The 26,977-nt window shown below is 30.2% G+C and carries 27 protein-coding genes; 5 read left to right on the plus strand and 22 right to left on the minus strand.

Translation table 11 applies throughout. The annotated features are described in order from the left end of the window. Positions 1-53 precede the first annotated feature (53 nt). The 19 genes from RSD37_RS07225 to modA all read right to left on the minus strand — a co-directional run bounded on the left by RSD37_RS07225 (position 54) and on the right by modA (position 21,523). Positions 54-1,244, minus strand: coding sequence for a nucleoside transporter C-terminal domain-containing protein (locus RSD37_RS07225; protein WP_346946041.1), 1,191 nt, complete (start codon positions 1,242-1,244; stop codon positions 54-56). A 468-nt stretch (positions 1,245-1,712) separates the two neighbouring features. After that, a complete protein-coding gene (locus RSD37_RS07230) occupies positions 1,713-2,153 on the minus strand; it encodes a GNAT family N-acetyltransferase (RefSeq protein ID WP_346946042.1) in 441 nt (146 codons plus the stop codon). 29 nt (positions 2,154-2,182) lie between these two features. Next, positions 2,183-2,986: a GNAT family N-acetyltransferase gene (locus RSD37_RS07235; protein ID WP_346946043.1), complete on the minus strand. Its 804-nt coding sequence runs from the start codon at positions 2,984-2,986 to the stop codon at positions 2,183-2,185. A gap of 4 nt (positions 2,987-2,990) precedes the next feature. Beyond that, positions 2,991-3,860, minus strand: coding sequence for a GNAT family N-acetyltransferase (locus tag RSD37_RS07240; RefSeq protein ID WP_346946044.1), 870 nt, complete (start codon positions 3,858-3,860; stop codon positions 2,991-2,993). A gap of 89 nt (positions 3,861-3,949) precedes the next feature. Continuing rightward, positions 3,950-5,716 (minus strand): ABC transporter ATP-binding protein, encoded by a 1,767-nt coding sequence (locus RSD37_RS07245; RefSeq protein ID WP_346946045.1) that lies wholly within the window; start codon positions 5,714-5,716, stop codon positions 3,950-3,952. Continuing rightward, entirely contained in the window at positions 5,713-7,458 is a 1,746-nt protein-coding gene (locus tag RSD37_RS07250) for an ABC transporter ATP-binding protein (protein ID WP_346946046.1), read from the minus strand. Before RSD37_RS07250 ends, RSD37_RS07245 begins: the two co-directional genes overlap by 4 nt. Before the next feature lie 720 nt (positions 7,459-8,178). After that, complete coding sequence (locus RSD37_RS07255; RefSeq protein ID WP_346946047.1) at positions 8,179-9,168, minus strand: S66 peptidase family protein; 990 nt, start codon at positions 9,166-9,168, stop codon at positions 8,179-8,181. Positions 9,169-9,201: 33 nt separating this feature from the next. Continuing rightward, the gene (locus RSD37_RS07260; RefSeq protein WP_346946048.1) at positions 9,202-9,669 is read right to left on the minus strand and encodes a GNAT family N-acetyltransferase; all 468 of its coding nucleotides are present in this window, start codon (positions 9,667-9,669) and stop codon (positions 9,202-9,204) included. 150 nt (positions 9,670-9,819) lie between these two features. Continuing rightward, positions 9,820-11,757, minus strand: a complete 1,938-nt coding sequence (locus RSD37_RS07265; protein WP_346946049.1) for an FtsX-like permease family protein — start codon at positions 11,755-11,757, stop codon at positions 9,820-9,822. After that, on the minus strand, positions 11,750-12,517 hold the full coding sequence (locus RSD37_RS07270; RefSeq protein ID WP_346946050.1) for an ABC transporter ATP-binding protein: 768 nt from the start codon (positions 12,515-12,517) through the stop codon (positions 11,750-11,752). Before RSD37_RS07270 ends, RSD37_RS07265 begins: the two co-directional genes overlap by 8 nt. A gap of 117 nt (positions 12,518-12,634) precedes the next feature. Then, the gene (locus tag RSD37_RS07275) at positions 12,635-13,648 is read right to left on the minus strand and encodes a sensor histidine kinase (RefSeq protein ID WP_346946051.1); all 1,014 of its coding nucleotides are present in this window, start codon (positions 13,646-13,648) and stop codon (positions 12,635-12,637) included. A gap of 1 nt (position 13,649) precedes the next feature. After that, on the minus strand, positions 13,650-14,321 hold the full coding sequence (locus RSD37_RS07280; protein WP_346946069.1) for a response regulator transcription factor: 672 nt from the start codon (positions 14,319-14,321) through the stop codon (positions 13,650-13,652). A gap of 272 nt (positions 14,322-14,593) precedes the next feature. Further along, entirely contained in the window at positions 14,594-15,547 is a 954-nt protein-coding gene (locus RSD37_RS07285) for an L-threonine 3-dehydrogenase (RefSeq protein ID WP_346946052.1), read from the minus strand. Positions 15,548-15,722: 175 nt separating this feature from the next. Beyond that, positions 15,723-16,916 carry a glycine C-acetyltransferase gene (locus RSD37_RS07290; protein ID WP_346946053.1) on the minus strand — a complete coding sequence of 398 codons (1,194 nt, stop codon included), beginning with the start codon at positions 16,914-16,916 and terminating at the stop codon, positions 15,723-15,725. A gap of 187 nt (positions 16,917-17,103) precedes the next feature. Then, complete coding sequence (locus tag RSD37_RS07295; RefSeq protein ID WP_346946054.1) at positions 17,104-17,802, minus strand: lysophospholipid acyltransferase family protein; 699 nt, start codon at positions 17,800-17,802, stop codon at positions 17,104-17,106. Between the two features lie 44 nt (positions 17,803-17,846). After that, positions 17,847-18,818 carry a tRNA epoxyqueuosine(34) reductase QueG gene (queG, locus tag RSD37_RS07300; protein WP_346946055.1) on the minus strand — a complete coding sequence of 324 codons (972 nt, stop codon included), beginning with the start codon at positions 18,816-18,818 and terminating at the stop codon, positions 17,847-17,849. Further along, the gene (locus RSD37_RS07305) at positions 18,808-19,788 is read right to left on the minus strand and encodes an NAD(P)/FAD-dependent oxidoreductase (protein ID WP_346946056.1); all 981 of its coding nucleotides are present in this window, start codon (positions 19,786-19,788) and stop codon (positions 18,808-18,810) included. Before RSD37_RS07305 ends, queG begins: the two co-directional genes overlap by 11 nt. Before the next feature lie 111 nt (positions 19,789-19,899). Then, on the minus strand, positions 19,900-20,556 hold the full coding sequence (gene modB / locus RSD37_RS07310; RefSeq protein WP_346946057.1) for a molybdate ABC transporter permease subunit: 657 nt from the start codon (positions 20,554-20,556) through the stop codon (positions 19,900-19,902). Between the two features lie 169 nt (positions 20,557-20,725). Then, positions 20,726-21,523 carry a molybdate ABC transporter substrate-binding protein gene (gene modA / locus RSD37_RS07315; protein WP_346946058.1) on the minus strand — a complete coding sequence of 266 codons (798 nt, stop codon included), beginning with the start codon at positions 21,521-21,523 and terminating at the stop codon, positions 20,726-20,728. A 283-nt stretch (positions 21,524-21,806) separates the two neighbouring features. On the opposite strand from modA, the gene RSD37_RS07320 reads away from it, so the two are divergent. Further along, positions 21,807-22,244, plus strand: a complete 438-nt coding sequence (locus RSD37_RS07320) for a GNAT family N-acetyltransferase (RefSeq protein ID WP_346946059.1) — start codon at positions 21,807-21,809, stop codon at positions 22,242-22,244. 71 nt (positions 22,245-22,315) lie between these two features. Here the strand turns inward: RSD37_RS07320 and RSD37_RS07325 are convergent, their stop codons facing one another. From RSD37_RS07325 to yedE, 3 genes are read right to left on the minus strand one after another with little or no spacing between them, the layout of a single operon-like run. Then, the gene (locus tag RSD37_RS07325) at positions 22,316-22,552 is read right to left on the minus strand and encodes a DUF3343 domain-containing protein (protein ID WP_346946060.1); all 237 of its coding nucleotides are present in this window, start codon (positions 22,550-22,552) and stop codon (positions 22,316-22,318) included. A 1-nt stretch (position 22,553) separates the two neighbouring features. After that, the gene (locus RSD37_RS07330; RefSeq protein ID WP_346946061.1) at positions 22,554-22,769 is read right to left on the minus strand and encodes a sulfurtransferase TusA family protein; all 216 of its coding nucleotides are present in this window, start codon (positions 22,767-22,769) and stop codon (positions 22,554-22,556) included. Beyond that, on the minus strand, positions 22,753-23,856 hold the full coding sequence (gene yedE, locus RSD37_RS07335; RefSeq protein WP_346946062.1) for a YedE family putative selenium transporter: 1,104 nt from the start codon (positions 23,854-23,856) through the stop codon (positions 22,753-22,755). Before yedE ends, RSD37_RS07330 begins: the two co-directional genes overlap by 17 nt. 179 nt (positions 23,857-24,035) lie before the next feature. On the opposite strand from yedE, the gene RSD37_RS07340 reads away from it, so the two are divergent. The 4 genes from RSD37_RS07340 to RSD37_RS07355 all read left to right on the plus strand — a co-directional run. Next, on the plus strand, positions 24,036-25,202 hold the full coding sequence (locus RSD37_RS07340) for an aminotransferase class V-fold PLP-dependent enzyme (RefSeq protein ID WP_346946063.1): 1,167 nt from the start codon (positions 24,036-24,038) through the stop codon (positions 25,200-25,202). A gap of 240 nt (positions 25,203-25,442) precedes the next feature. Further along, positions 25,443-25,637 carry an asparagine synthase gene (locus tag RSD37_RS07345; protein ID WP_346946064.1) on the plus strand — a complete coding sequence of 65 codons (195 nt, stop codon included), beginning with the start codon at positions 25,443-25,445 and terminating at the stop codon, positions 25,635-25,637. A gap of 569 nt (positions 25,638-26,206) precedes the next feature. Beyond that, positions 26,207-26,824, plus strand: coding sequence for a DedA family protein (locus tag RSD37_RS07350; protein ID WP_346946065.1), 618 nt, complete (start codon positions 26,207-26,209; stop codon positions 26,822-26,824). An 18-nt stretch (positions 26,825-26,842) separates the two neighbouring features. Continuing rightward, on the plus strand, positions 26,843-26,977 hold a 135-nt coding region (locus tag RSD37_RS07355), incomplete at its 3' end, for a cation-transporting P-type ATPase (protein WP_346946070.1).

Below are 26,977 nucleotides of genomic sequence, written 5' to 3' on the forward strand. Positions count from 1 at the left end.
ATATAATTTATAAGAGATCATCTCAATATTCTTTTGAGATGATCCCTTTTGTTTTACATCATTATTGCTACTAAGCTAGCAGTTACCATAGCTGCTATAGTTCCTACAACTAAAGCCTTTAGACCAAACTTCATTACTTCAGATTTTCTACTAGGTGCTAAAGTTATTATTGCTGAACTAACTATTCCTATAGATGCGAAGTTAGCAAAATTAGTACATGCCGTAGTTAATATAGATACGGTTCTCTCTGATAATACGCCTGCTTGCACCGCTTTAGCCATACTATCGAAAGCCACAAATTCATTTACACCCACCTTATATCCAAGCACTTGTCCAAAAGTGGATATCTCCCCTGATGGAATACTTAATAACCATCCAAGTGGCATAAATATTAATCCAAGTATTTCTGATAGTGAAGTGCCAAGGAAGCCAAGTAAATAGTTTATAATTGCTACTACTCCTAAAAATCCTATTAATGTAGCTCCAATTGCTAATGCTACATTCAATCCTGTCATAGAACCAGTAGTTATTGCTTCAAATATATTCTCGTAAGACTCACCAGTTATTTCTATCTCTTTTTCCACATTAACTTTTTCTGCTTGTGGTACTATTATTTTTGCAATCATAATAGTTGAAAATGGAACTGTAAATACAGCTATTAACATATATGATAAATCAAATCCCATACCAACATATCCTGCAAGTATACCAACGCTTGCACTTGCAAAGCCTGATGCCATACATACAAACAACTCCGAGTTACTTATTTCTGGTAAATACTTTCCTACCACTAGAATAGCTTCAGATCCACCTAGCATCATGTTAGATACACAACACATAGACTCTACTGGTGAAGTTCCTAACACCTTAGCTATGGCTCCACCAAGATACTTTACTAGTAATGGTATTACCTTGAAAAAATATAGTACTGATATAATTGCTGATGTAAATACTATAAGTGATAATGAGTTAATTGCAAATACAAATCCCGTTGTAGAAATCCCTCCGAATAAAAAGTTTACACCTTCCATCCCAAGTTCAAATACCTTACTAAAGCCATTTGCTATTCCTCCAAGTATTTTACGTCCCACTGGTATCTTGAGTACAAACCATACAATGGTAGTTTGTACTAATAGTCCAACCCACACCGCTCTCCAACTAATCTTCTTCCTATTGTTAGATAGTAAGAAACTTATGCCTACCAAAATAGCTATTGCTACTATTCCTAATATTAATTTTATCAACTATTCCTACCTCCATTAATTTTGTCTTTTGTTTTTATAAGTGTAAATTTGTATTTCATCATATAGTTTTTCGTAATTTCCCTATAGAATATTCATTGTTATATAAACTAGTTATAGTTATTAAATCTTGCAATGAGCATTATAGAAAAAGAATGAAGTAGTATATGTATAATCATTAGGATCTTAAAAATTTTTAAGACAGAATTTATCATACCAAAAATTAATAGCAAATGAAAGCTAATATTTTTCCTTTCCTCAACTAATAGTTTCACGAAATTGATTTTAAAAATAATCACTAATATTAAATTTTGATATATAACTATATACTAAAAAATTAGCGTTGTATTATATTAATACAACGCCATTAATGGGGAGAGTAGATAAGTTTGTATTAAAGCAAATTCATCTACTTCCCCTTATTTCTAAGAAGATTTCCCGGATACACAAAGTATTTTACAGGCTTTACTATTATGCTATCTGAATCTCCATGACAACTTCGCCCCACATTATTTGTCCAGTTTTCTTAAACCCTACACTCTCATAAAGTTTTTCAGCAACACTATTTTCTGGTTCAAAACTTGTATAAACCTTAATATTCCCTTGTTCTTTCTTTATATTTTCTAATAGCTTTAATATAGTTGCTCTTCCATATCCCTTTCCTTGATGACTCTTATCCATCATAAGTCTACACATCCACCAACTATTATCCTCACTGTCGAAGTTATACATTAAAAACCCAACCATTGTATCTCTATCATATATGGCTAAAGGATAACAACCAGTCTCAAACTTAGCCTCCAATATAGAATATGAGTTTGGAGCTACAAATCCCTTTTGATTTTCCTCTACTGAAAGTTTAATACACTCTCTCCAGTTATCATTGTCTATTTCTTTAAAAATAAGTTCCATAAATATTTCCCCCTTAAAATTTTATATTTTTATCTTATAATTTCAACATTTAAAAGGCGAGTTTTACTAACAAACCCACAGCTTTCTAATGTTAGCTTTGAATTTGTATTGTAATACCAGCAGCCACATATAGGAGTCTCACCATTTTCATAACATAGTTCTTTTAATTTAGTTATTATTGTTTTACCTATACCCTTTCGTCTGTAACTTTCACAGGTAAACATTCCTGTACTTGTGTATCCCTTAAGTACCTGTCCTTTTTCAGTTATTCCAAAGCCTAGGACTTCCTTCTCTTTATCTTTGTCCTTATACTTTTCAAATACATATATCTCACCATCAATAACCTGAGTATCTACATCTTCAAAGAAATCTCCGCTTAATTCCTTTATTATATCTATATCATGCTCCTTAGCTAATCTAAGTGTTCCACATTCATATGTCCCTATTTCATCTTTACACTCCTTATTATCTTGGAAGAAGTACGCTTGATTGCTTATAATCTTATTTTCCATATCAAAAGCACAACTTAAAAATAATTCATCAGCAGTGCATACATATATTGAATTTATTTCTTTAAATCTCTGCAGTACAGTTTTAAAAATTTTCTCTGCATACCTTAAGTACTTAAAATCTATATAAAACTGTGTTAGCATCTTGCCTTCATAAACTGCAAAATAACCTATTCCCACCGTATCCTTGATTATTCTATAAAACTCAGATGATATAATATGATCATCTAAATATGAATCAAAAGGTGATGATAAAGTTTTTGTGTATCTCTCCATAAACTCACTTATTTCATTAATGGTACATGATTTAAATTCTATATTCACTCTTCTAATCCCCCCCTTTTTTTAATAAATATCTATAATAGTCAAACTGTGTTTTAATTTTAAATCCACTTTTAGTATATAAGTTATAGGCTATGTGATTTTCACTATCAACTTCAAGAAGTATGTCGTTGATATCCATAGTTAACATTTTTTCTATTAGCAGATTTAATATTTCTTTTCCATATCCTTTACCTTGATGTTTTGATGAAATTCCCAAGCCACAAATGAACCCATCCTTATTTTCTAAACTAATACTACCTATACCAATAATTTCATTATTTAATTTAGCCATATAAGGTATCCTATCTTCAGAGTCCAAGGCTCTATTAACCATTGATTGTCCTATCTCTAAACTCTTATTGAAAATATCAACGTGTAATGCTGCTATTTCATTTACATTTTCCTTTTGTACAGGCACTAACTTCAACTTACTATTACATTCTAAACTGTTAGTTGAATCATAAACTAATAAATACTCTGAGAAATCATATTTTACATCAAGTCTCTTCAAAACACATTTTGCATTCTTACTTTTTGGTTCATGAACAAAAAGTATTTTCCTAACACCATAGTTATTTAACTCCTCAACGGCTTTTTCAAGAAGTAACTTAAAGTAACCTTTCTGTCTTTCATCAGGAAGAGTATATGCTGATACTTCTGCTTCTTGTAATGTTGGCATAAACATATATATAAAGCTAATAAGCGTTTCTCCTTCGTATGATAAAAAATAACACTTAATTTCTTTATTAAAGTTTAATTCATTAGATAAAAATACATCCCCTTTTATTCCATCATACTCTTTACATATACCTTCAAGTTTTCTTATATCTTTAATTTGTTGCTCATTTAATTCTTGTAGTTCTAAAATTTTCATTCTCCTAGCTCCTTACTATTTCCCTTTTCTATATCCTGTATTAATTTATTTATTTCAATGCTCTCTAGTTCTTTAATCTTCATATTCTCTTACACATCCATTCCCCAAATTTGTCTCATTTCTTCACAATTTTCAAGTAGTTCTTCTAAATTCCCCTCTGCTTCAACCTTTCCATCTTTCATCACTATAACTTTATCTGCATTCTTTAATGCTACGTGCCTATTAGAAACTACTATGGCTGTAATATTTTTTCTCTCAAACATTCTATCCCAAAGCTTTATCTCGGTTTCTATATCTAAAGCACTGGATATATCATCAAAGACATATAACTCTGATTTTCTTGCAAACATACGAGCAACCGCCACCCTTTGTCTTTGACCTCCTGATAGCTTAACTCCTTTTGAGCCAATTACAGTTTCTATTCCATCTTTAAAACCTTCAATATCCTTCTCTAACACCGCAGCATATATAGCTTCGTTTATATTGTTACTGTCCTCATCTAACCCTAGTAATATATTATTCTTTAAGGTATCACTAAATAAATTAGGACTTTGAGAGGTATATGCACTCATAGGTGGAATAAACTCTTCACTATTATTATGAATTTCATGATTATTAAAGTAGACTTTACCACTTTCTCTTGGCAAAACTCCTAAAAGAGATTTTATAAGGGTGGTCTTTCCAGAACCTATCCTTCCTGTAATAACTACGAACTGCCCCTTTTCTAAGGTAAAATTAATATTCTCAATACCGCTTACCTGATTATATCTATAAGTTAAATCTTCAACTTTAAGTTCTTTAAACTCTTCATTTCTTCTATTAACTTCATCCTTAGGTAAATCTCCCTTCAAATGAATTGAACTATGCTTTAATAACTTACCTTCCTTATTTTCTCCAAGGAGCATAAACATTCTTCTAAATGCTACTCCCCCTTGCTCATATCTTGCTAAAATTTCTCCTAAAAAACTAGCAAAATCCGCTACAAAGATTAAGTAATACACAAATAAAGAAAAATCACCTATAGAAAAACTTCCCTCTGCCATATACCTTCCTGCTAAAAGCAATATTAATCCCGTGCCAATATTTACAGTGTTATCATATATAGCATCAAGAACTTTATTAAGGATTTTGTCCTTAACCATACATTTATGTCTGTCTCTATTTAGATTATTTAAGTTATTAATTATATATTTTTCACTGCCTGATACCTTAATAGCCTGTATTCCGTTAAAAATTTCTCCTATAGCTCCAGATACATCTCCTGTAGATGCTCTAGCTGTAGTTCTATATTCTTTTATACTTTTCATAGCTTCTTTAGCTAGAATTATAACTACTACTAATGGTGCAAATACAAATAGAGTAATTTTCACATTTATGCTTAATAAAATAATAACTGCTACTATAGCAAAAGCCCCATCACCTATTATATCCAGGGTATAACTTATGATACTTTCTATCTCTCCTATATCATCCCTAAAGCAATTCATAGACTCTCCCAAAGATGTTTGTTTTCCATTAGCATCATTATCTACTATGCACTCCAGTAAATTACGTCGAAGAAGTGCACTCATATTAAATCTATGAACTGCATCTACTTCACCACCAATTCTTATAATAATTGACCTTGCTAAAGCTACTACTATAAGCATTGCCATAAGCCCCAATACCTGATTATTTATTCTTCCACTACTCTCTAGTTCATCAAAGAACTTTTTAGTAATTAATCCTGGTATAAGTGGGAATACGTGAATTGCCATCCACAAAATACAGTTTATAGTGTATAACCAAGGTCTATACTTTAGCATTTGCCATATATACTTTAGCACTAAACCCTTATCTTCCTTTTTACTTATCATACTAGCACCTCCTCCATGCCCTTTTGTAGAAGATTAAAGAACTTAGAATTACTATCTACACATAATTTCTTTCTATCTCCATACTCAACCACTGAGCCATTTTCTAAAATTAAGATATTATCAGCTCTATGAACAGTACCTAATCTATGGGCTATTATGATACATGTTCTATCTTTTAAAAGTTTATTTAATGAAGCCTCTATCAGTCCTTCAGTTATAGGGTCTAACTTAGAAGTAGCCTCATCTAATATAACTAGATTAGGATTCTTTAAAAAAACCCTTACAAAAGCTAATAGTTGAGCTTCGCCTGCTGATAGTCCACTACCTCCATTATCTAGCATAGTATCTAATCCTTTAGGTAGATTCTTAAGCCATGGCATTAGACCAATATCATTAATTATGTCAAGGATAGTATCATCACTTATATTTGGATTAAATAGTGTAAGATTTTCTCTAACCGTAGCATGAAAGATTTGCACCTCTTGAGTTACATAACTTATACTCTCCATTAAACTTTCTTCACTTATATTTTTTAGCTCCTCACCATTAAACTTTATACTGCCGCCACAAACATCATAAAGCCTAACAATAACTCTAGCTAAGGTGGTCTTTCCACTTCCTGTATGACCAAGAACTCCTAGGACTGTATTCTTAGGTATATTAACATTTATATTTTCAAGTACCTGTTCTCCCTCTTCATAACTAAAGGAAACATCTCTTATTTCAACATCTATAGGGCTTTTAGAATCTAAAATTACCTCACCAAACTCTATAGTACTCTTAGTATTAAACAATTCCTTTACTCTTTTTATACTAGCCTCAGCCCTTTGAAGCTCTTGCATTTGCGATCTAATCTCCTCTAAGGGATTTACCATAAGCTCTGTATAGTAAAATATTAAATATACAGTACCAAAGGTTATAACAGAATTCCCATAAAGGTACGCTGATAATAAAAGTGCCATTACATTCCCGAATCCAAAAATAATCAAGTTTGCTATCCACATATAATAGTAACCTAAGGTTGCCTTTACTTCTGTAGGTAGCATTTTTCTATAAAGCTTATACAAAGTATTCATTGTATAGCTTTTTGAACCACAGGTATTTATGTCCTCTACACTAGTAATCTGTTCTCCTAAAAATCCATATAACTTTGCACTATTTTCTCTTGCTATTCCCCAGTGAACTGAAGCCTTCTTTTCAATCCATCTCATAGCAACCATGGATAAAGTAGCAAAGATAGTCAATGTAACTCCAATTCTCCAGTCTTCTCTAAGTAAAAGTATAAGAATTCCTATAATTAATCCTGCATTAGTTAACAGCTCTAACATAAATGTAGAAAAGAAACTAAATAGTGCATTTACATCTCCATCAACCCTTTCAATCATTTCCCCTGATTGATGCTTTTTATGAAATGACATATCAAGCTTAATGCAATGATCTATTAAATCTACCCTCAAAGCATTTGTTGCACTCCACCCTATATTTTCGCTTATATAGGTAGATATAATTCTTAAAACTTGTCTAGTAATTCCAAATCCAATAAATAGCAGTGCTGCTATTATTAAATTATTCCCTTCATGTCCTGATCCCACAGTATCAATAAAATATCTTAATATCTGTGGATTATATAGCTGTAATGCTACATTGAAAATTAGTATTATCATTAATATAATTACACTAAGCTTTTGCTTTTTTAAATATTTATATAATAATCCCAAATATTCTTTTAATGGTAATTTCATATCCCCTCACCCCTTCTTTTATATAACTTTACATTCACTTTTTTAATTTTATGATCAATATTAATTTAAATTGGAGACTTCTTTGAAAATAAGCTATGTTTTAACTGATTGTTGAAATTTGACTTCAATATTATCTGAGAGTAATACCATTTGCAAGGTTCTTGAATTTAATTAGGTTATGAGAAGGACTAAATCGTTAAAAAATACAACTTGTTTGAACAAATGTGAGTTGTTGTATTTTAGATTTTGGCCTGACCAGAGCCTTAGCAAATCAAGGTCCCGAAACGGTTTAGCGAAGATAATATGAAGTCCTTATCAACACCAATTTAAAACATATCCTAAAAATAAAATAGCCATATCCTTCACTCAAAATGATAGGATATGGCTAAATAGCACATATTTATTCTTAAGTATAATTTTTAAGCTTAGATGAAACTTCATAGCTTATTATCATACTTGCAGTTAAATTTAAAATATTAAAATATAAAAAGTCCTAGGAATACCCTAGGACTTAACTACAAATTAGTATTTTAAACTTTACTTTAAAAACCTATAATTTGAGGCAGGGCATAATTATATATTTTATTTGTTAATCTTAAATCTTTAATTGTTAATTCTAAATTTTTAATTGCAAATAACATATTCCTACCTCCTTGTTTATTTTATATTCCTATTATAGTCTTATTTTACATAACATGTCAACAGTTTTTTATTTTATACTTAAAATAGATCATCAAGTATAATTACCTTTTTATTTGTTGCATCAAGTTCTATATATGCTCCTATTGGTAGAGTCATCATTGGGTGTGTATGACAACAATCAAACTCTGCTAAGAATGGAATATTACATTCTCCCATAACTTCTAGTAATACTTCATAGGGCTTCCTACCTGTTCCACCATGATCAAATAGTTCATGCTTGCCTAGTATAATTCCTGAAACCCTCTCGAAAACTCCATTTAGTTTAAGAAGAGAAAAACTTCTCTCTATGGTAGCTATATCCTTTAAAGAATCCTCAATAAATAATATATCTCCATCTTTTATCTGCGGCATATACTCACTTCCCCATATACCCTGCATAGTATTTAAGTTTCCACCTATTACTCTTCCTTTTATCTTTCCTTCATGAACTGTTATAATTTCATTTTTATATTCCAATTTAGTCCTATCTTGTATCTTCCAATCAATAACTTCCTCAGTCCACACCTTTGGAGCTTCTAGTGTATATGGTAGTTTTTCATTTTCTACTAAAATATCTTTAAAATAATCATAGGTTACATCTACAAAGGGTGGAAACTCTCCAAAGGATGCAGCTATAGCTGGTCCATAGAATGTATGTATTCCAGTCTTTGCATAGATACCAAGAAGTATTGCAGTTATATCTGAGTAACCGATTATAATCTTAGGGTCTTTTTTTAAGGCCTCATAATCTATATAAGGCAATATTGAATTAGAATTCATTCCACCTATAGTAGACATAATACATCTCACATTTGGATTTCTAATTAACTCATTTAGCTCCTCAGCTCTTTCTTTAATACTGCCCGATCTATAGTAATCACTTTTTCCTGTTAATGATCCTTCAACAATATTAAAACCCTTACTTTCTAGAAACTCTTTTCCTCTTTTATATCTCATCGGCACCGTATAAGTTATAGGTGATGATGAAGAAAATATTCCTATGCTATCCCCTAATTTTAATCTTTCCATTTATATTGCTCCTCACTATTTTAGATATCAGCTTTATTCCCAAGACATCTCCATTTCTACAAATTCATACTCACCACCATTTACATTCCAAACAAATTCTTCTCTAACTTTGAATCCTAATCTTTCATAGACCTTTATTGCTCTCTCATTAAACTTAGCTACAAGTAATTTAATCTTTTCAAGGTTATATTTTTTTCTTCCAAATTCTAATACAACTTCTAAAACTTCTTTGCCAAGTCCCTTTCCTGTTAAATCTGGTCTCATTTGTATTCCAAAATAAAACTGATTATCATCTTCATCTCTATCAAAACAACAATTACCTATTAATTCATTTTTTTCATTATAAATCCCAAAGACATTCTCATCCTTATATATATTGCTTGCCCATTCTTTTTTTCCCTCAGTCCTATTATTATCGTAAAAAGAGTATATCCCATCATACTTCCATGTTGCAATATTCTTAGAATCAATTTCTGTTGCTCTTTTTATTTGTATATTCATTACAATTCCCCCTTTTCTTATAATTTGATCTTTATACATTTTGGTAGAACCTCATATATCTTTGGAGATAAAGTATCTAAATCATATTTAGTAACACCCTTACAGATATAAACTCGAAAGGACCTTGGGACTTGCGCCTGCTATTGATATCTACTTAACAATTTTATAATAAATTTTTGCTGTTAAAATAAATACTATGCCATAAATAACTGCAAAAATACTTACAGTTGCTATAGTACACAATCTAAATAATGGCATATTGGTTAAATTTAATAGTGCTAATAACTTAGTTATTATAGGAAATGCAAAAACAATATGGATTGCTGTAAAAATAATAGGCAAGAAAAATATAATTAGTATCTGACTGCTTATTGTTTTCTTTATCTCAACTTTACTCATTCCAATCTTTTGCATTATCTCAAAACGTTCTTTATCTTCATACCCCTCAGATATCTGCTTATAATATATTATTAATACTGTTGCCATTAAAAATAATGAGCCTAAGAAAAGTCCTAAAAATAATAAACTTCCATAAAGAGCAAAGAAACTCTCCCTACTGTCAGCCACGCTTTCAATACTAACATTTATTCCTGACTCTATAAAACTTTGATTTGCCCCATTGATAATTTTTAACATTTCCGAATCATTTCCATCAACATCAAAAGCAACATCATAGCTTTTATTAAATTCTCCAAAAGAATCAATATTATTTAAGATTACTATATATGTGTCCAGTATACTTGCACGATTCTTTTTAGCAAATGTTAATGAATCTACCTCTTCTTTTATCTTAAAAGTCTTATCTCCAATGCTAATAACATCTTTTCCATAATTATTAGTAGTTGAAAAAATAATAACTTCATTATCTTCAAGGATAATATCCTTACCTTCTAATCTATTATAATCTGAAATAGAAACTATACTTAATATAGAAGCATTAGAATTATACGTATTATCATTATTTAGTTTAAAAATAGTATCTTCTTTCATAGCTGCAAAGGAATTTGATGTATAATTAATTCTATTGCTAATATTAACTTTACTTTCCTTAATTTCACTCTCTACTATTTCGTTTATTGTTTTTATTTTATCTGTATTGATTTCTGTCGTACTTATAGTTACATCGCTTGAAAACCTATATCTCAAAATATCTTCCATTCCAACATATAAAGAAACTGTAGTTGACAGTATCACAACCACCGCTGTGCTTAATATGCAAATATTAGCAAGTCCAACTGCATTTTGCTTCATTCTATACATCATGCTAGATATAGAAATAAAATTTCTTGTTTTATAATAAAACCTTTTATTTTTTCTAAGAAGCTTTAGCATAGCAATACTTCCTGCTGTAAAAAGTGCATATGTTCCTATCATAACTAAAATAACAGCAACAAAAAATAAATTCAGTGCAGAAATTGGATCTTTCACTGATAATGACATTCCATATCCAGTAGCAAGAGCTACTAATCCAATAAGAGCTATTACCCATTTCGTTTTAGGTTCCTTTTCCCCATGTTCTCCACCTTTTAAAAGTTCAATTGGCTTGGATATCTTAATTTGAAATAAATTAGTCATTAATGTCAAAATAAATATTCCTAAAAATACAATTAAAGTTATTACTATTGATAATATTGAAATAGAGAATCCAAAAGTTACATGGAAATTAAGTATCTTTAAAAATAATAAAAACATAAGTTTATTTAATATAATTCCTCCAATAATTCCTATAAAAAGGCTACTACCTGAAATTATTATACTTTCAAAAAATAATACTTTTGCAATATGTTTTTTTTCAAGACCTAATACATTATATAAGCCAAGTTCTTTTTTTCTCCGCTTTATCAAAAAGCTGTTTGTGTAAAAAAGGAATATAGCTGAAAAAACACCTATTATTACTGTTCCTAAATTTAATATTGTTTTAATATTTTCAGACCCAACTATCTCATCTAACCCCTTATTTATAGAGAATGAATGCATTATATAAAACATACTAATAGTACATATACATGTTATTATGTACGGATAATAGGTTTTGCTATTATTCTTTATATTTGTTAGTGCTAACTTTTGATAAAACAATTTATTCATCCCCATTACCCCCATTAGTAATGACTGTTAATGTATTAGATATTTTCTCAAACATTTCTTCGTTAGACATTGCTCCTTTATAGATTTGATGAAATACCTCTCCATCTTTAATAAACAATACCCTACTTGCATGACTTGCTGCTTTTGTACTATGAGTTACCATTAATATTGTTTGCCCATCTTTATTTATCTCTGAAAATAATTTTAATAATTGATCTGTAGCTTTTGAATCTAATGCTCCTGTTGGTTCATCTGCTAAAATAAGCTTAGGTGAAGTAATAAGTGCCCTTGCTACAGCCGCTCTTTGTTTTTGTCCACCTGATACTTCGTAAGGATACTTTGATAATATCTTTTCTATATTAAGCTTCTTTGCAATAGGTTCTAATCTTCCTTCCATTTCATCATATTTCTTTCTAGCTAAAACAAGTGGTAAAAATATATTATCCTTTAATGAAAACGTATCAAGTAAATTAAAATCTTGAAATACAAATCCTAAATTTTCTCTACGAAATACTGATATTTCACTTTCCTTTATATTTACTATATTTTTATCATTTAACATTACATTTCCACCAGTAGGCTTATCTAATGAAGCTAAGATATTAAGAAGCGTCGTTTTCCCCGAACCCGATTCCCCCATTATTGCAACATATTCACCTTTCTCCACTGAGAATGTCACATTACTTAATGCCTGTACCTGATTCCCTCCAAATCTAGTTGTATATACTTTCTTTAAATTATTTACTTCTAATAACGCCATATTACTTTCCTCCAATTCATATATTAACTAATTATTATTATAGAAAATAAGAAAATGTAAAACCATAACTCTGACTTACATTTCCTTGTTTAACCTTACAATTTTGTAAGGTCTCCCCTATTCCATTATTGTTTTTATGGAAGAAAGATTAATTTTTACTGTGGTTCCTTCATCAACTATAGATGTAATGCTTATATTATGAGAAAGCTTGTTTAATATCTTCTTACAAAGATATAATCCAATTCCAGTTGCTTTTTTATCCATCCGCCCATTATATCCCGTAAAGCCTTTTTCAAATATCCTTGGCAAATCTTCTTCTGCAATACCTATTCCTGTATCTTCAATCACTAAAGTCTTTTCTTCAGAACTATCCATATATATTGATATTTTTCCTTTCTTTGTGTACTTTAATGCGTTTGATAAAATTTGTTCAATTACAAAAACCAACCACTTTTCATCACTTAATACACTACAGTTCATTTCATTAAACTCCACTGCTATACCCTTTTTAATAAATATCTGTGCATACTTTCTAATTGCTTGCCTTATAATTTTTGATAAATCATAATTCTGAAATACTAAATCCGACGATGAACTTTCAATCCTTAAATACCCTAATACCATGTCCACATACTGCTCAATCTTAAAAAGTTCTGTTAATAATTCTTTGTTTTGCTTATTTTGCTCAAATTGTAATAATAATTTCATTGCAGCAATAGGTGTTTTAATCTGATGTGCCCACAATGTATAATAATCTATCATCTCTGTTTGTTTTATATCTGACTTCAAAGCTATTTCTTGCTTTTGATTATATAATTCAAATAATATATTCTGATAGTATGCTTCTATAGTACCATTAGCTATTGGTACTTTTTCTAAATCTACCGAAATTTGATTTTTAATATTATATAAATCACTATATTTTTTATAATATTTAATGAAGTCATAAAAAGAAAATATTATTACAAGACAACTAACCAAAAGAAAAGCGTATACTATAGGCTCAATATCTATTGAGTATAAGAAAAATACAGTTACATAAATAACACTAAAAATAATATATTTAATTATCGGTTTAATATGATCTTTAATGTATAACAACATTACCCTTAATAAATATTTTAGACTCATATTATTCCACCATATATCCTATACCTTTTTTCGTTTTAACAAAATCAACAATACTAATATCACTAAGTCTTTTTCTTAAACGAGTAACATTGACTGTCAAAGTATTATCATCAATATAACTATCACTTTCCCACAGTTTTTCCATAATAGTATCACGAGATACCACTTTCCCAATATTTTCAAACAAAACTTGCATTATCTTAAATTCATTTTTTGTAAGCTCGACCTTAACATCTTTATATTCAATCGTAGTGTCATTAAGATTTAATACTATTCCTCTATGTTCAATTACATTCATTTGGCCACCAAAGGAATATGTCCTTCTAATCAATGCCTGCACTTTAGCCACAATAACATTTAAATCAAAAGGCTTTGCAATAAAATCGTCTCCCCCCATGTTTATAGCCATAACAATGTTCATATTATCACTCATAGAAGAAATGAAAATTATAGGCACTTTGGATATTTTGCGAATTTCATTACACCAATGATATCCATTAAAAAACGGCAAAGATATATCTAGCAGTACAAGTTGTGGATTAAATTCAATAAATTCCTTCTTAACATCTTTAAAATCAGTTATACATTTCACTTCGTAATTCCATTGACACAAAAAGTTCTCGAGTCCTTTTGCAATTATCATATCATCTTCAACTATTAAAATCTTATACATACCAATCTCATATCCCTTCTTTATTTTTAAATTCATAATTTATTATACTATATCCCATGTTCTATGTACTAATATATGGGTACTTTTGAAATACATTAATATATTTAGGAATTGTTATAAATTAATCAAAACTTTAACAGTCAAACTATTTTATTCTTAATATATTAAGTGTGAGGGATATATAAATAAAATTATTTTATTATATGAAGTTTTTAAAAAAATAAAATCCATGGTGAAATTTCCACCATGGATTTTAACATTTCTATTCTTTTTTATTTTATGCCCTTAGCTTTTAGCTTTTCAAGCATATCTGTTGTCATTTTAGCAAGGTCGTACTCTGCTTTAAAGCCCCACTCTTCTGTTGCTGCAGTTGGGTCGATTGAATCTGGCCAAGTGTTAGCAATTCCTTGTCTTATTGGGTCTACATCATAAGACATTTGGAATTCTGGAATGTGCTTTTTAATTTCTGCTGCTATTTCTTCTGGTTTAAAGCTCATAGCAGTTATATTAAATGCATTTCTGTGCACTAATTTGCTTGCATCTGCTTCCATTAAAGTAATTATTGCATTTATAGCATCTGGCATATACATCATATCCATGTAAGTTCCTTCACCTATGAATGAAGTATATTTACCTGATTTTAATGCTTCATAGTATATATCTACAGCATAGTCAGTAGTTCCACCACCTGGTAGTGCAACGTAAGAAATAAGTCCTGGGAATCTTACTCCTCTTGTATCAACTCCGAATTTAGTATGATAGTAATCACATAATAACTCTCCAGAAACTTTAGTTACACCATACATAGTGTTTGGTCTTTGGATAGTATCTTGAGGAGTATTTACTTTTGGAGTAGATGGTCCAAATGCTCCTATTGAACTTGGAGTAAAGAATTGACAGCCTAGTTCTCTAGAAACTTCTAGTGCATTCACAAGTCCACCCATGTTTAATGTCCATGCTAATTGTGGTTTTGCTTCTGCTACAGCAGATAGTAGTGCTGCAAGATGAATAATAGTGTCTACTTTATATTTTTTAGCTATTTCTAAAAATGCATCATAGTTTGTTACATCAAGAGTTTCAAATATTCCACCCTCAACAATTGGATTTCCTTCTGGTTTTCTTAAGTCTGTAGCTATTACATTATCTACACCATAAACTTCTCTCATTTTTGTTACAAGTTCCGTACCAATTTGTCCTAAACATCCACTAACTAATATTCTTTTCATCTTTAATTCTCCTCATTTCACGTTATTTAATGTTACTTAAAAGATACCTATCTGATATCTATTAGTCTATGTTTTTATCTTTTTAAGAGTTATACTGCCTTGTAAATCTTCAGATAACGTTTTCTTAAATTCAACGGGAGTAAAAACTCCCTCTAAACATTAAAACTTCTCTATCTTATTTTATTATATCCATTGCTCTTCCTACTTTTGCATAACTGGCAATAGCTTCATCTAGCATTTCTTTTGTATGTGCTGCTGATGGCATGTTTCTAACTCTTGCTGTTCCTAGTGGAACTGTTGGGAATACTATTGATTTAGCATATACGCCCTCTTCATATAATCTCTTACTGAATTCTTGAGCCTTTGCAGCATCACCTATTATACATGGAGTTATTGGAGTTTCACTATGTCCAATATCAAATCCTAATTCTTTTAGTCCTTTTTTAAGATAGTTTCCGTTCTCCCATACTTTATCATGAAGTTCAGTACTTTCTGTTAATATTCTTACAGCTTCAATACAAGCTGCTGCTGATGCTGGAGTTAAAGAAGTTGAGAATAGGAATGGTCTACCTCTAACTTTTAACCAGTCGATAAGATCCTTAGTTCCTGCAACATATCCTCCAACTACACCAATAGCTTTAGAAAGTGTTCCTATTTGGAAATCTATTTTATCTGATAATCCGAAGTGATGAACTGTTCCAGCACCTTTACCAAGTACTCCTGAACCGTGAGCATCATCAACATAAGTTATTAAGTCAAATTCTTCTGCAATTTCAACAATTTCAGGAAGTTTTGCAATATCTCCATCCATTGAGAATACACCATCTGTGATTACCATTATTTTTTCGTATAATCCAGATTCTTTAGCTTCTTTAGCTTTATTTCTTAAGTCTTCCATATCAGAGTGCTCAACTCTTATGATTTTAGCTCCTGATAATCTACATCCATCGATTATTGATGCATGGTTTAATGAGTCTGAAAGTATTGCATCTTTCTTATTCATTACAGCAGATATCGCTGCCATATTACAGTTAAATCCTGATTGAAAAGCTATTGCAGATTCAGTATGTTTGAACTCTGCTAACTTCTTCTCAAGCTCTATATGTATGTCAAGTGTTCCATTTATTGTTCTAACAGCACCTGCTCCTACCCCATATTTTTCTGTAGCTTTTAATGCAGCTTCGATCATTCTTTTATCTGTAGCAAGGCCTAAATAATTGTTTGAAGAAAGATTTATAAGTTTCTTCCCTTCAATTTCTATGATTGGTCCATTTTGTCCTGTAATAACGTTAATCTCATTGTAAAGTCCCTTACTTTTAAGGTCTTTCAAATTTACTTCAAGAAAATTTTGTAAAGATTTGCTTCCCATATCATTACCTCCATTTTGATTATATATTAATTAAAATTAATAACACACATGAGTATATTTATAATACATGTTAGTATATTTATACTCTAAAATAAATTCTTTTTCAATGGTAACTATATTCTTATATTTAAACTTTGTCCATTTTTCATAAGTTTAAATAATTAATCTGTATAATTTATGGTAACTTTTATTTATATACACCTCTATACTCTTCTGGTAAAAGAGATGCTATAGCCTTCATTATTTCTGTCATGGCTCTATTGTTATAATCATTTTTATCCTCATCTTTAAGTTTTGATGGTACAGAAATAGGATTCCCAAATTTCACTTTTACATGTGCCGATTTAAAATTTTCTTCGCCCATGTCATTATCATTTATTGGAAGAAACTCTTCACTTCCAGTTATTCCTATTGGAATAATCTTTGCCTTAGATAGCTTAGCTATTAGCAAGAGTCCTTTTTTTCCTTCTATCATTTCTCTTGTTCTACTTCTTGTTCCTTCTGGAAACATCATTATATTTTCTCCAGCCTTAAGCTTTTGTATTATCTTACTTATGGCTTCTTTATCCGCAGAGTTAGGCTTAATTGGTATAGTTTTTACAAACTTAAACCCATTCTTTGTAAACTCATTATTAGAAAGCTTTACTCCAGCTATAAATGTAGGATCCTTTTCCTTAAGAACCTCATTAAGTATAATTCCATCTGCATTACTCAAGTGATTACAGATGAATATTATAGGTCCGTCTACATTCTTAATTTTATCATAATCCTCAATCTTTAGGTTAGCATACTTATTTATAGCTGACTTAACATAAATTTTTGCTAATTTTCCTGAAATATTCTTTGGTAATTTATTTAGTAACTTTATTAATATATCTTTATCCATATAAATCTCCCTTCTAAAACTAAGACTTACACAATCTCTATGCCTTAAAATAACATATCATAATATTCTTTTATATAAGGTGAAGTAATACTATTCTTAATTTCGTCTTCATCCTTATTATACATGAAATAATAATTAATAAGTCCATTTCTTATCAATAAATTCTTACCTCTCCAACCACAAGAATGATTTATATATTTTTCCTTAAAAGTCTTATTATCTAACTTTATAAGATTTACTAAATCAACTTCATTCATATACTCTATAGGAACAAATTCTTTTATCCTTGATGTTTCTATATCTCTATTGTGTGGGCATACCTTTTGACAACTATCACATCCAAATATTTTTCCCTTAATCATAGGTATCTCAATCTTATTTAGATGTTTTTTCTGTGTTAAATAAGATATACAATAACTGGAGTTGAACCCTTTATTATCTCCTATTATAACATTTGTTGGACACTTTTCCATACACAAATCACACCCTATACATCCATAATTCTTAGGTTTATCCCCCTCTAGCTTAAGATTAGTAATTATTTCACCTAAAAATACATATGAACCATATTTCTCCGTAATTAATGTATTATTTTTACCAATAAACCCAATCCCACTTTTTACAGCTATGTATCTTTCTGGTAAAGGGTTGCTATCCACAAAACTCTGTGCTTTCCCACCCATAGATTCTATGAACTCACATATTTTCTTTAGATATTCTCCAACTACCTTATGATAATCCAAACCCCTTGTATACAAAGAAAATTTATATTCATCCTTACCATCTTCATAATAGTAGGGAAAAGCCATAGATATTATAGTTTCTCCATCTCCCATTAAAAGCTTTGGATTAATCTTCTTCTCTATATCTTGTTCCTCAAATTCATTCAAAAGATTATTATCTTTACGATACTTGAAAAACTCCTCTAGCTCATCAAATCTTCTACACTCTGTAAAACCAACTAAATCTATGGAGAGATAATTAGCAAATTTTATTATTTCCGCTTTAGCATTCATGATTTCTCCAATACTCTAAAGCATACTTTCCTGCCAGCCTTCCCTCATTCATTACATTCTCAACTGAATTATATCCAGTTAATACTGTTCCACAAGCAAAAATCCCAGGTGTTGAAGTTTCCATTTTTTCCGAAATAACTATTCCACTATTCTCGACCTTTACTTCTATACCTGATTTTTCTGCTATGGCGGTATCAGGCTTTAAATTCATACATAGTACTAATGTGTCACACTCAATGTACTTGCAAGTTCCTTCAACTATATTATAATTTTCATCTAAATGTACAATATCAACACCACACACCCTTGAATTACCATATATCTTTACTACTCTGTGCTTAAATAAAATAGGAATATTAAAGTCTTCTATGCATTCCTGTGACTTATTGCTAATAGCTCTTACCTTGCTATCTGTCTCAATCATACTTTTTACTGTAGCTCCTTCTAACACTAAGGTCTTAGCTGCCAATATCCCTATATCATCAGAACCTAATATAATGCACTTTTTGCCTGGCATTATGCCCTTTCTATTTATATATTTTAAAGTAGAATAAGCAGTTGTTATTCCTGCCTTTCCATATCCTAATATATTTTTATACCCAAAATGTATTTCTCGAGAACCCATAGCGAGTATTATAACTTTTCCTTTTATTGTAGTTATACCTTCCTCACTGTTTACTAAAACAACTTCTTTATCTTTTCCAAGCTCTAAAACTGTAGTATCACACTTAATAATTATACCTAAATCCTGTGCTTCCTTAATTAATTTAGCAATCAGCTCTGGTATAGTTAAATTCTCTCTTATATTCTTATAATAAAACCCCGGATGAACACAACAATTCATTGCTCCACCAGGCTCTTCTTCTCTTTCAATTATTACTACGTCTTGTGCACCTCTAGACTTAGCTTCTATCGCAGCTGTAAGTCCACTTACTCCTGCACCTATGACTATCAAATCAAAACTTTTCATAAAATCCCTCCATACAAAGCTAATCCTTTAAAGTTAATTTCTTTTTTAATCTAATCTTATTAAATCTACTCTTTTTATAATTTATTATACTATCTTTTTAATTATTTATCATTACCTTCTAATCCTTATCCATCTATTCAGAAAAAACACTACTGTAAAACTAAATATAACCACTATAGCCATAAGTACATTTGCCTGAAATCTATCTCCACTTTCTACGGCAAAATATATGGCAATAGGTATAGTTTGAGTTTTTCCAGGTATATTTCCTGCCACCATAAGGGTTGCTCCAAACTCTCCTAAGGCTCTTGTAAAAGATAGTATAATACCACTAACAATCCCCTCCAATGCAAGTGGCAATATTATATGTAAAAATACACACATTTCACTAGCTCCCAAAGTTCTTGCTGTCTCCATGTATGATGTGTCTATATTTAAAAAGGCAGCCTTAATACTTTGGTACATTAAGGGTAATGCAACAATAGCCCCACCTATAGCCGCACCTATCCAAGTGAATACTAAACTCTTTCCAAATAAAATTAATGATAGCTTCCCCACAAATCCATTTTTCCCCATAACAAGTAATAATCCATACCCAACAACAGTAGGTGGCAGACACATTGGCAAAAGTATAAGGGTTTCTAAAAAAGACTTTCCTCTAAAATTATATCTTGTAAATATAAATGCCAAGGTTATCCCTAATATAAAAACTATGGCAGTAGCTGTTAATGCTACTTTAATTGAAATAATAACTGGGCTTAATATCATATCTGTCACATCTCCATCACTTAACTTAACTTAACTTAAGTATATCTTTACTCGTAAATTTTTTTTGAACTATAAATTAATAAATCACTCAAAACTTTACTCATAACCTAAAATAATTTATTAGCTTCAGTAAGAGTTTCTACCCTTACTGAAGCCAATAATGCATTTACTAATCTATCTTAAATCCATATTGTTTTAAGATTTCCTTGCCCTTATCACTAACTAAGAAATCTAAGAACTCACCACTAGCTTCTTTTATCTCTGATGTTGCTATTACTCCACCTGGATAACTTATAGTTTTATGACTCGAAGTATCAAACGTAACTACTATTGATGATTCTTTTATATGCATAGCATCTGATTTATAAACAATTCCACAAACAGCTTCTCCACTTTCTACATAACTAACAACTTGCTTAACATCCTTAGCATAAACTATTTTATCTTGTAACTTGTCCAATTTCTTATAATAATTTAAAGATTCCTCTGCATATTGACCTGCTGGCACTGATCCAACCTCACCTAATGCTATATGCCCTTCTAATTTTTCTAAATCCTCTATAGAAGTTATCTTGTCCTTATATTTATTATTCACTATAAGCACAAGTTCATTTTCTACTATATCCTTTTTACTGCCTTCTTCTATTAAATTCTTTTCCTCAAGTGCTTTAAATTGCTTTTGACCTGCTGATATAAATATATCTACTGGTGCTCCTTCTTCTATTTGTTTTTGAAGGGCTCCCGAAGCTCCGAAGTTAAGAGTTAAATTAACATTATTGTCCTTCTCATAAACTTTCTTTATTTCTTCCATTGTTTCTTTAAGACTTGCCGCAGCTGAAATTATAATTTCTTGTTTTTTCTTACTGGCATCATCTTTTTTCCCACCTTGACTACCTTTCTCACTTGAACACCCTACAATGGTAACCACGGCTAATAGTATAGCAATTAAAACACTTGTTTTTTTCAACTAATCTCCTCCTCAAGACTTATTATACATGTAGTATTTATTATACATATATTGCTATTTATCCTTCTATTTATAATATATTGTTTATTATTGGAATAACATTAGATATAATAGTTAAAAGTAAGTAAATTAAATAAGGCTAGTACCGTTATATAATAATTAAGTAAGGATATAGATAATTCTTCATGGTTAAAAAGAAAATGTAAATTTATATACGAATATTGAGTTTAATGAAATTACCTTAGATAATATATATTATTATAATGAAAGGAGTTATTTTAAAATGGATATACAAATTAGAAGAGCTACAATTAAAGATTCTGAAGCTTTAAGGCAACTAAACTACGAGTTTAATGGATTATATGTAGATGCTAATAAAATCGCTTATGATATTGAAAATGGAGAAGAAATTGTAGTTGTAGGTGTAGTAGACGACTCAGTGGTTGCCTTTGCCTGTGGTTTTGTTAGAAAATCTATTTGCTATAATTTTAATGATGCTGAGATATCAGAGGTATATGTAAGTGAAAATTATCGTAGAAATGGAATTGCGATGAAAATGGTTAAGTTTCTTGAAGAAATTTTCGAAACCCTTAATGGCAATCACATATCAATTCTTACTGGTATTAAAAACTATCCAGCTCAACAAATCTATAAAAACTGTGGATATGAGGATAAATGTAAAGTTATATTAGTAAAACGCCTACATGAAAAAGAACATTGAGTAGGTTATATTAAAAATTAAAAAGAACCCATCTCCCCAAAGATGAGTTCTTTTTTAATTTAAATTTATAATTAATCACATTCATATACAATAATATGATTATTACCTTCCATTTTAAATGCCTTTTCAATATCTTCTGTTATCATGTCATTTATATCTTTATCTGTAGTAAATTTAACCCCAATACCACAGTTAGAACTTAACCTTCTCGGTACAGGCATAGTTTCATTAGTTATTCCAACTGAGTTTAGGTATCTATGATACTTTATTGCTCCTGAGTGAGTAAAGAAAACTACAATATACTGCATTCTATTTCTTTGCCCTTATTACGAAGTCTTCTCCTGATTGTGATACTACAGCTTTAAGTCCAACACTTTTAATGAATCTTGAAACATTTTCTTTAGCTACATTGTTATCAACTAATATTTCAAACTCATTTTTGTTTTCTCCTAATGCCTTTTTAGCCATTAAAACTGGTTGAGGACAACTCATTCCTCTTGCATCTATCTTAACCAATAGAAACACCACCCTTACTCTCTGTTTTATTCTTTCCCATACTAAATGATTTGTTAATACATAGATATGAAATTCCAAGTAAGATAGCTATTCCAATAACTACAGCTATTTTACCATTTCCAGTAGGACCTTCTCCTGATGAGGCTAACCCAAAGTTATGTGCAAAAGCTGCTCCTATAACCATACCCATTATAGTTATAGATGAATCTGCATTTCCTTCTCCTGCTAGTACTAATTGTCTTAATGGACATCCTCCTAAAAGAACTGATCCCCATCCTGCAACAACCATCCCCATAAAGTTCCACATAGCATCATTATGAGCTATTGGTTGTCCTTCAAAACCTAACTTGAAGAACTCTGATCCTAATATTACATTCCCGATTAATGTAACTACGAATATAGCTATAAATCCCCACATTAGGTAAGTATCTTTAAACATTATTACATCTCTAATTCCACCAACCATACAAAGTCTAGTTTTTTGAGCTACAATACCGATAATAAGTCCCGCTGCTAACGCCATCCATATTGGTGAATGCATAGATCCTGGACCTTTTTCACTAAACAATATAAATGCTGGTGCAGATATTAGTAATCCTAATAACATTACAGCTATAACTGGCATTGCATATCCTTCTATTTTAGTTTGAGTATAGTTTCTCTTTAAACTAAATCCTCTATTTAAGAATTGAATTCCTATGAATATTCCTGCTGCAAATCCTAGTAAACCTATAACAGCATTTAAATCTCCACCTGCCATTCTAAGTACCATTCTAAGTGGACATCCAAGAAACATTAATGCTCCTATCATAACTATAGCCCCAAGAATGAATCTTAAGAATGGTGATGAACCGCCTTTAACTTTAAATTCTTTTGTAAATAATGCAATTATGAATGCTCCTAAAATTATTCCTATAACTTCAGGTCTAATATATTGAACTACTCCAGCTCTATGCAACCCAACTGCTCCTGCTGTATCTCTTAAGAAACAAGCTATACATGCTCCCATATTTTTAGGATTTCCAAAGTAAACTAAAAGTACAGATAATAATCCAATAATTCCGCCGGCAAAGATAATGCCTCTTTTCTCCTTCATGACTTTACTACCCCCTATATATTTGCTAATATTTAATTACACCTTAATTTTACCATATGTTGTTATGTTTATTAAATTTTAATTCTAAATACATAATTATGAAACTATCTGTTATTTAAATAACCAGTTTATTAAAAAGTATATTATAGTGAACTTTTTTATATTTTAGGAGGATTATTATGAAAAAAGTATATTTAGATAATGGTGCTACCTCTTTTCCAAAGCCAACTGAAGTAATAAAATCTATGACCAACTATATAGTTGGCATTGGTGGAAATGTTAATCGTGGTAGTTATGACAGCTCCTTCGATGCTGAAAATACAGTGTATGAAACTCGTGAACTTCTATGTAAGTTTTTTAATTTCTCCAAACCTGAAAATGTAATTTTTACTAAAAACATTACTGAGAGCTTAAATGTAGTATTAAAGGGACTCCTTAATCCAAGTGATCATATTATTATCTCCTCTATGGAGCATAATGCTGTACTTCGCCCTTTAAATGCCTTACAAAGTAAAAGTATAGATCATTCTGTAGTGCCTTGTAACTCTTTAGGAGAGTTAAATCCATCTGATTTACATAAATATCTTAAACCTAATACTAAAGCTGTGATAATGACTCACAGTTCTAATGTATGTGGAACTATTATGCCTTTTGAAGAAATCGGTAATTTTTGCAAAGAAAATAATATTTATTTCATTGCAGATACAGCACAAACCGCTGGCTCCCTTCCAATAGATATGGAGAAAATGAATATAGATATTTTATGTTTCACTGGTCATAAGGGGCTTCTTGGACCTCAAGGCATAGGTGGATTTTTAATAAAGGATGAATTAGCTAAAATAACTAATCCCCTCATAGAAGGTGGGACTGGCAGCTTCTCTGAATATGAAGTTCAACCTGATTACATGCCTGATAAGTTTGAAGGTGGTACCCCAAACATACCTGGAATTTTTGGATTAAATGCCTCTTTAAAATATCTAAAAGAAAAAGGAATTAATAATATAAGAGAGCATGAAATGAAATTAACTAAACTATTTCTAGATAAAATTAAAGATATTAAAGAAATTAAAATTTTAGGACTACCTTCAGTAGAAAATAGAACCTCTGTAGTATCAATTGATTTTCCAGAAGGTGATAATGGTGAAATATCCTATCTACTATCAAAAAATTATGGTATATCTGTGAGATGTGGACTTCATTGTGCCCCATCAGCTCATAAAACTTTAGGCACGTTTCCTAATGGAACAGTGAGATTTGGCTTTGGTTGTTTTAACACTGAAAATGATGTACTATATGCTGCTAATGCTATTAAAGATATATTGTATACTGAAACACTTTTAGGGTAAATATGATAACTTCAAAATTACTTCTAACATAATAAAAAAATTGTAACCCTATTTTAAAGTTATGGATTTAATTTTCTAATTATGGGTTTAATTTTCTAGTAATATATTTTATTAATAGTGCAAACTATAATGATAGGTTTTAGCTTTATATATATGATTTTTAAAAATTTAATAGCAATTAGCCTATTTTTCAATCTAATAATTCTTTACTAAAATATTATTAATAGTGAGGTGTTTTTTATGAAAGTTAAAGATGGTTTAATACCACTTGCGGTAGGTTCTTTAGTAACCGCTGGTACCTTGATTCTAAGAATTCAAGATATGAAAAAGCGTCCTATGGATAAAAGCGACATTGTTCCTATGGCAGAGACAGCAGCTTTAGGATTTGGAGCTGCACATGTGGTTCTTGGAGCAATCGATTTAATTCAAAGTTAGGCATCTGAAAATAAATAATAAGTCAAAGATGCGAAGGATATTTTGAGTTAGACAAGGAAGTAGGTTCCGCAGATAGTAGAACTATCTAAGGGTTCTGCTGACTAAGTATCACTCAAAATAGCCTAGGAGATTGACTCATTTATTTTTTGAAGATGCCTTAGCTAGTTATTTTTAGAAAAAGCTAAAACCTAACTGACAATTCCCCCTAAATACTTTAAAGATACTAATGATTTCTTGTATAAGATAATCGTTAGTATTTTTTATTTAATGATTTCTAATTTTAATTCATTAATAAACTCTTAACCTAATTACTATTGCAATTTATATTATATTACTTTATAATTCATATAATAATGACATAATTTTTATTAAAAGGGAGTAGTAATAAATATAACATCAACAATCGCGGCTTTTAAAGCCTGGTGTTATTGCCATTTTGGTTACGAGACTTTTAATATAGTTTTTATTAGGTAAAAATTATATTAAGAGTCTATTTTTATGTGGATTTTGTGAAAATGACTCTAAATAAATATATTATACAAACAAGTTTGTATATATTGAGGTGTATTATGGATATAATAAATGACTTTCTAAATTTAGTAATAACCACAATTCAAAGCTTTGGTTACATTGGCGTATTTTTAGCTGTTTTTTTAGAATATGCTTGTTTTCCATTACCTAGTGAGATTTTACTTCCTTTTATAGGGTTCTTATCTTCTAATGGTAACTTTAGCTTTCTTGGAGTTATTCTAGTTAGTACTATGGCTGGTTTAATTGGCTCAACATTGTGCTATCTTATTGGATACTTTGGCGGTTCGCCTATAATTCATTGGCTTTGCAATAAATTTTCTGGAGCAAAACGAAGTTTTGACAAGCTAGATATATTTATATCAAAGTATGGTAAGGCTGCCGTATTTATAACTAGACTATTCCCTTTAACTAGAACCTACATCTCCTTAGCTGTAGGTACTGTTAAAATGAAATATTCTCAGTTTATTTTATACTCCTTTGGTGGCATAGTAATTTGGAATACTATACTTATCTCTTTAGGTTATTATCTTGGTGAAAATACTGATTTAATTAAGAAAATATTATCTAACTATTCAATAGTAGCTATAACACTATTAATTTTAGTAACATTAATAGTATTGTATAAATTTATCAAAAGAAAAAAACATTTGAAATAATCTTTAGGAGGAAAAACTATGGAAAAATTCTTTTCTAAACCAGCTTCAGAAATATTAAAAACCTTTAATGTTTCTAAAGAGGGTTTAAATGATAGCCAAACAAAAGAAAACTTAAGTAAGTATGGTTATAACCAACTTTCTGAAAAGAAAAAG

The sequence above is a fragment of the Clostridium sp. genome (assembly GCF_036646415.1).
GTDB lineage: Bacteria > Bacillota > Clostridia > Clostridiales > Clostridiaceae > Clostridium_J.

Bases quoted from the DNA above. Each gene is read 5' to 3' on its own strand.
- RSD37_RS07260 (WP_346946048.1), bottom strand. From the start codon at position 9,669: ATGAATATACAAATAAAAAGAGCAACAGAAATTGATTCTAAGAATATT.
- RSD37_RS07340 (WP_346946063.1), top strand. From the start codon at position 24,036: ATGAAAAAAGTATATTTAGATAATGGTGCTACCTCTTTTCCAAAGCCA.
- RSD37_RS07230 (WP_346946042.1), bottom strand. From the start codon at position 2,153: ATGGAACTTATTTTTAAAGAAATAGACAATGATAACTGGAGAGAGTGT.
- RSD37_RS07265 (WP_346946049.1), bottom strand. From the start codon at position 11,757: ATGAATAAATTGTTTTATCAAAAGTTAGCACTAACAAATATAAAGAAT.
- RSD37_RS07320 (WP_346946059.1), top strand. From the start codon at position 21,807: ATGGATATACAAATTAGAAGAGCTACAATTAAAGATTCTGAAGCTTTA.
- RSD37_RS07275 (WP_346946051.1), bottom strand. From the start codon at position 13,648: ATGAGTCTAAAATATTTATTAAGGGTAATGTTGTTATACATTAAAGAT.
- RSD37_RS07285 (WP_346946052.1), bottom strand. From the start codon at position 15,547: ATGAAAAGAATATTAGTTAGTGGATGTTTAGGACAAATTGGTACGGAA.
- RSD37_RS07345 (WP_346946064.1), top strand. From the start codon at position 25,443: ATGAAAGTTAAAGATGGTTTAATACCACTTGCGGTAGGTTCTTTAGTA.
- modB (WP_346946057.1), bottom strand. From the start codon at position 20,556: ATGATATTAAGCCCAGTTATTATTTCAATTAAAGTAGCATTAACAGCT.
- RSD37_RS07295 (WP_346946054.1), bottom strand. From the start codon at position 17,802: ATGGATAAAGATATATTAATAAAGTTACTAAATAAATTACCAAAGAAT.
- RSD37_RS07270 (WP_346946050.1), bottom strand. From the start codon at position 12,517: ATGGCGTTATTAGAAGTAAATAATTTAAAGAAAGTATATACAACTAGA.
- RSD37_RS07305 (WP_346946056.1), bottom strand. From the start codon at position 19,788: ATGAAAAGTTTTGATTTGATAGTCATAGGTGCAGGAGTAAGTGGACTT.
- RSD37_RS07280 (WP_346946069.1), bottom strand. From the start codon at position 14,321: ATGTATAAGATTTTAATAGTTGAAGATGATATGATAATTGCAAAAGGA.
- queG (WP_346946055.1), bottom strand. From the start codon at position 18,818: ATGAATGCTAAAGCGGAAATAATAAAATTTGCTAATTATCTCTCCATA.
- RSD37_RS07240 (WP_346946044.1), bottom strand. From the start codon at position 3,860: ATGAAAATTTTAGAACTACAAGAATTAAATGAGCAACAAATTAAAGAT.
- RSD37_RS07325 (WP_346946060.1), bottom strand. From the start codon at position 22,552: ATGCAGTATATTGTAGTTTTCTTTACTCACTCAGGAGCAATAAAGTAT.
- RSD37_RS07290 (WP_346946053.1), bottom strand. From the start codon at position 16,916: ATGGGAAGCAAATCTTTACAAAATTTTCTTGAAGTAAATTTGAAAGAC.
- RSD37_RS07255 (WP_346946047.1), bottom strand. From the start codon at position 9,168: ATGGAAAGATTAAAATTAGGGGATAGCATAGGAATATTTTCTTCATCA.
- RSD37_RS07250 (WP_346946046.1), bottom strand. From the start codon at position 7,458: ATGAAATTACCATTAAAAGAATATTTGGGATTATTATATAAATATTTA.
- RSD37_RS07245 (WP_346946045.1), bottom strand. From the start codon at position 5,716: ATGATAAGTAAAAAGGAAGATAAGGGTTTAGTGCTAAAGTATATATGG.
- yedE (WP_346946062.1), bottom strand. From the start codon at position 23,856: ATGAAGGAGAAAAGAGGCATTATCTTTGCCGGCGGAATTATTGGATTA.
- RSD37_RS07350 (WP_346946065.1), top strand. From the start codon at position 26,207: ATGGATATAATAAATGACTTTCTAAATTTAGTAATAACCACAATTCAA.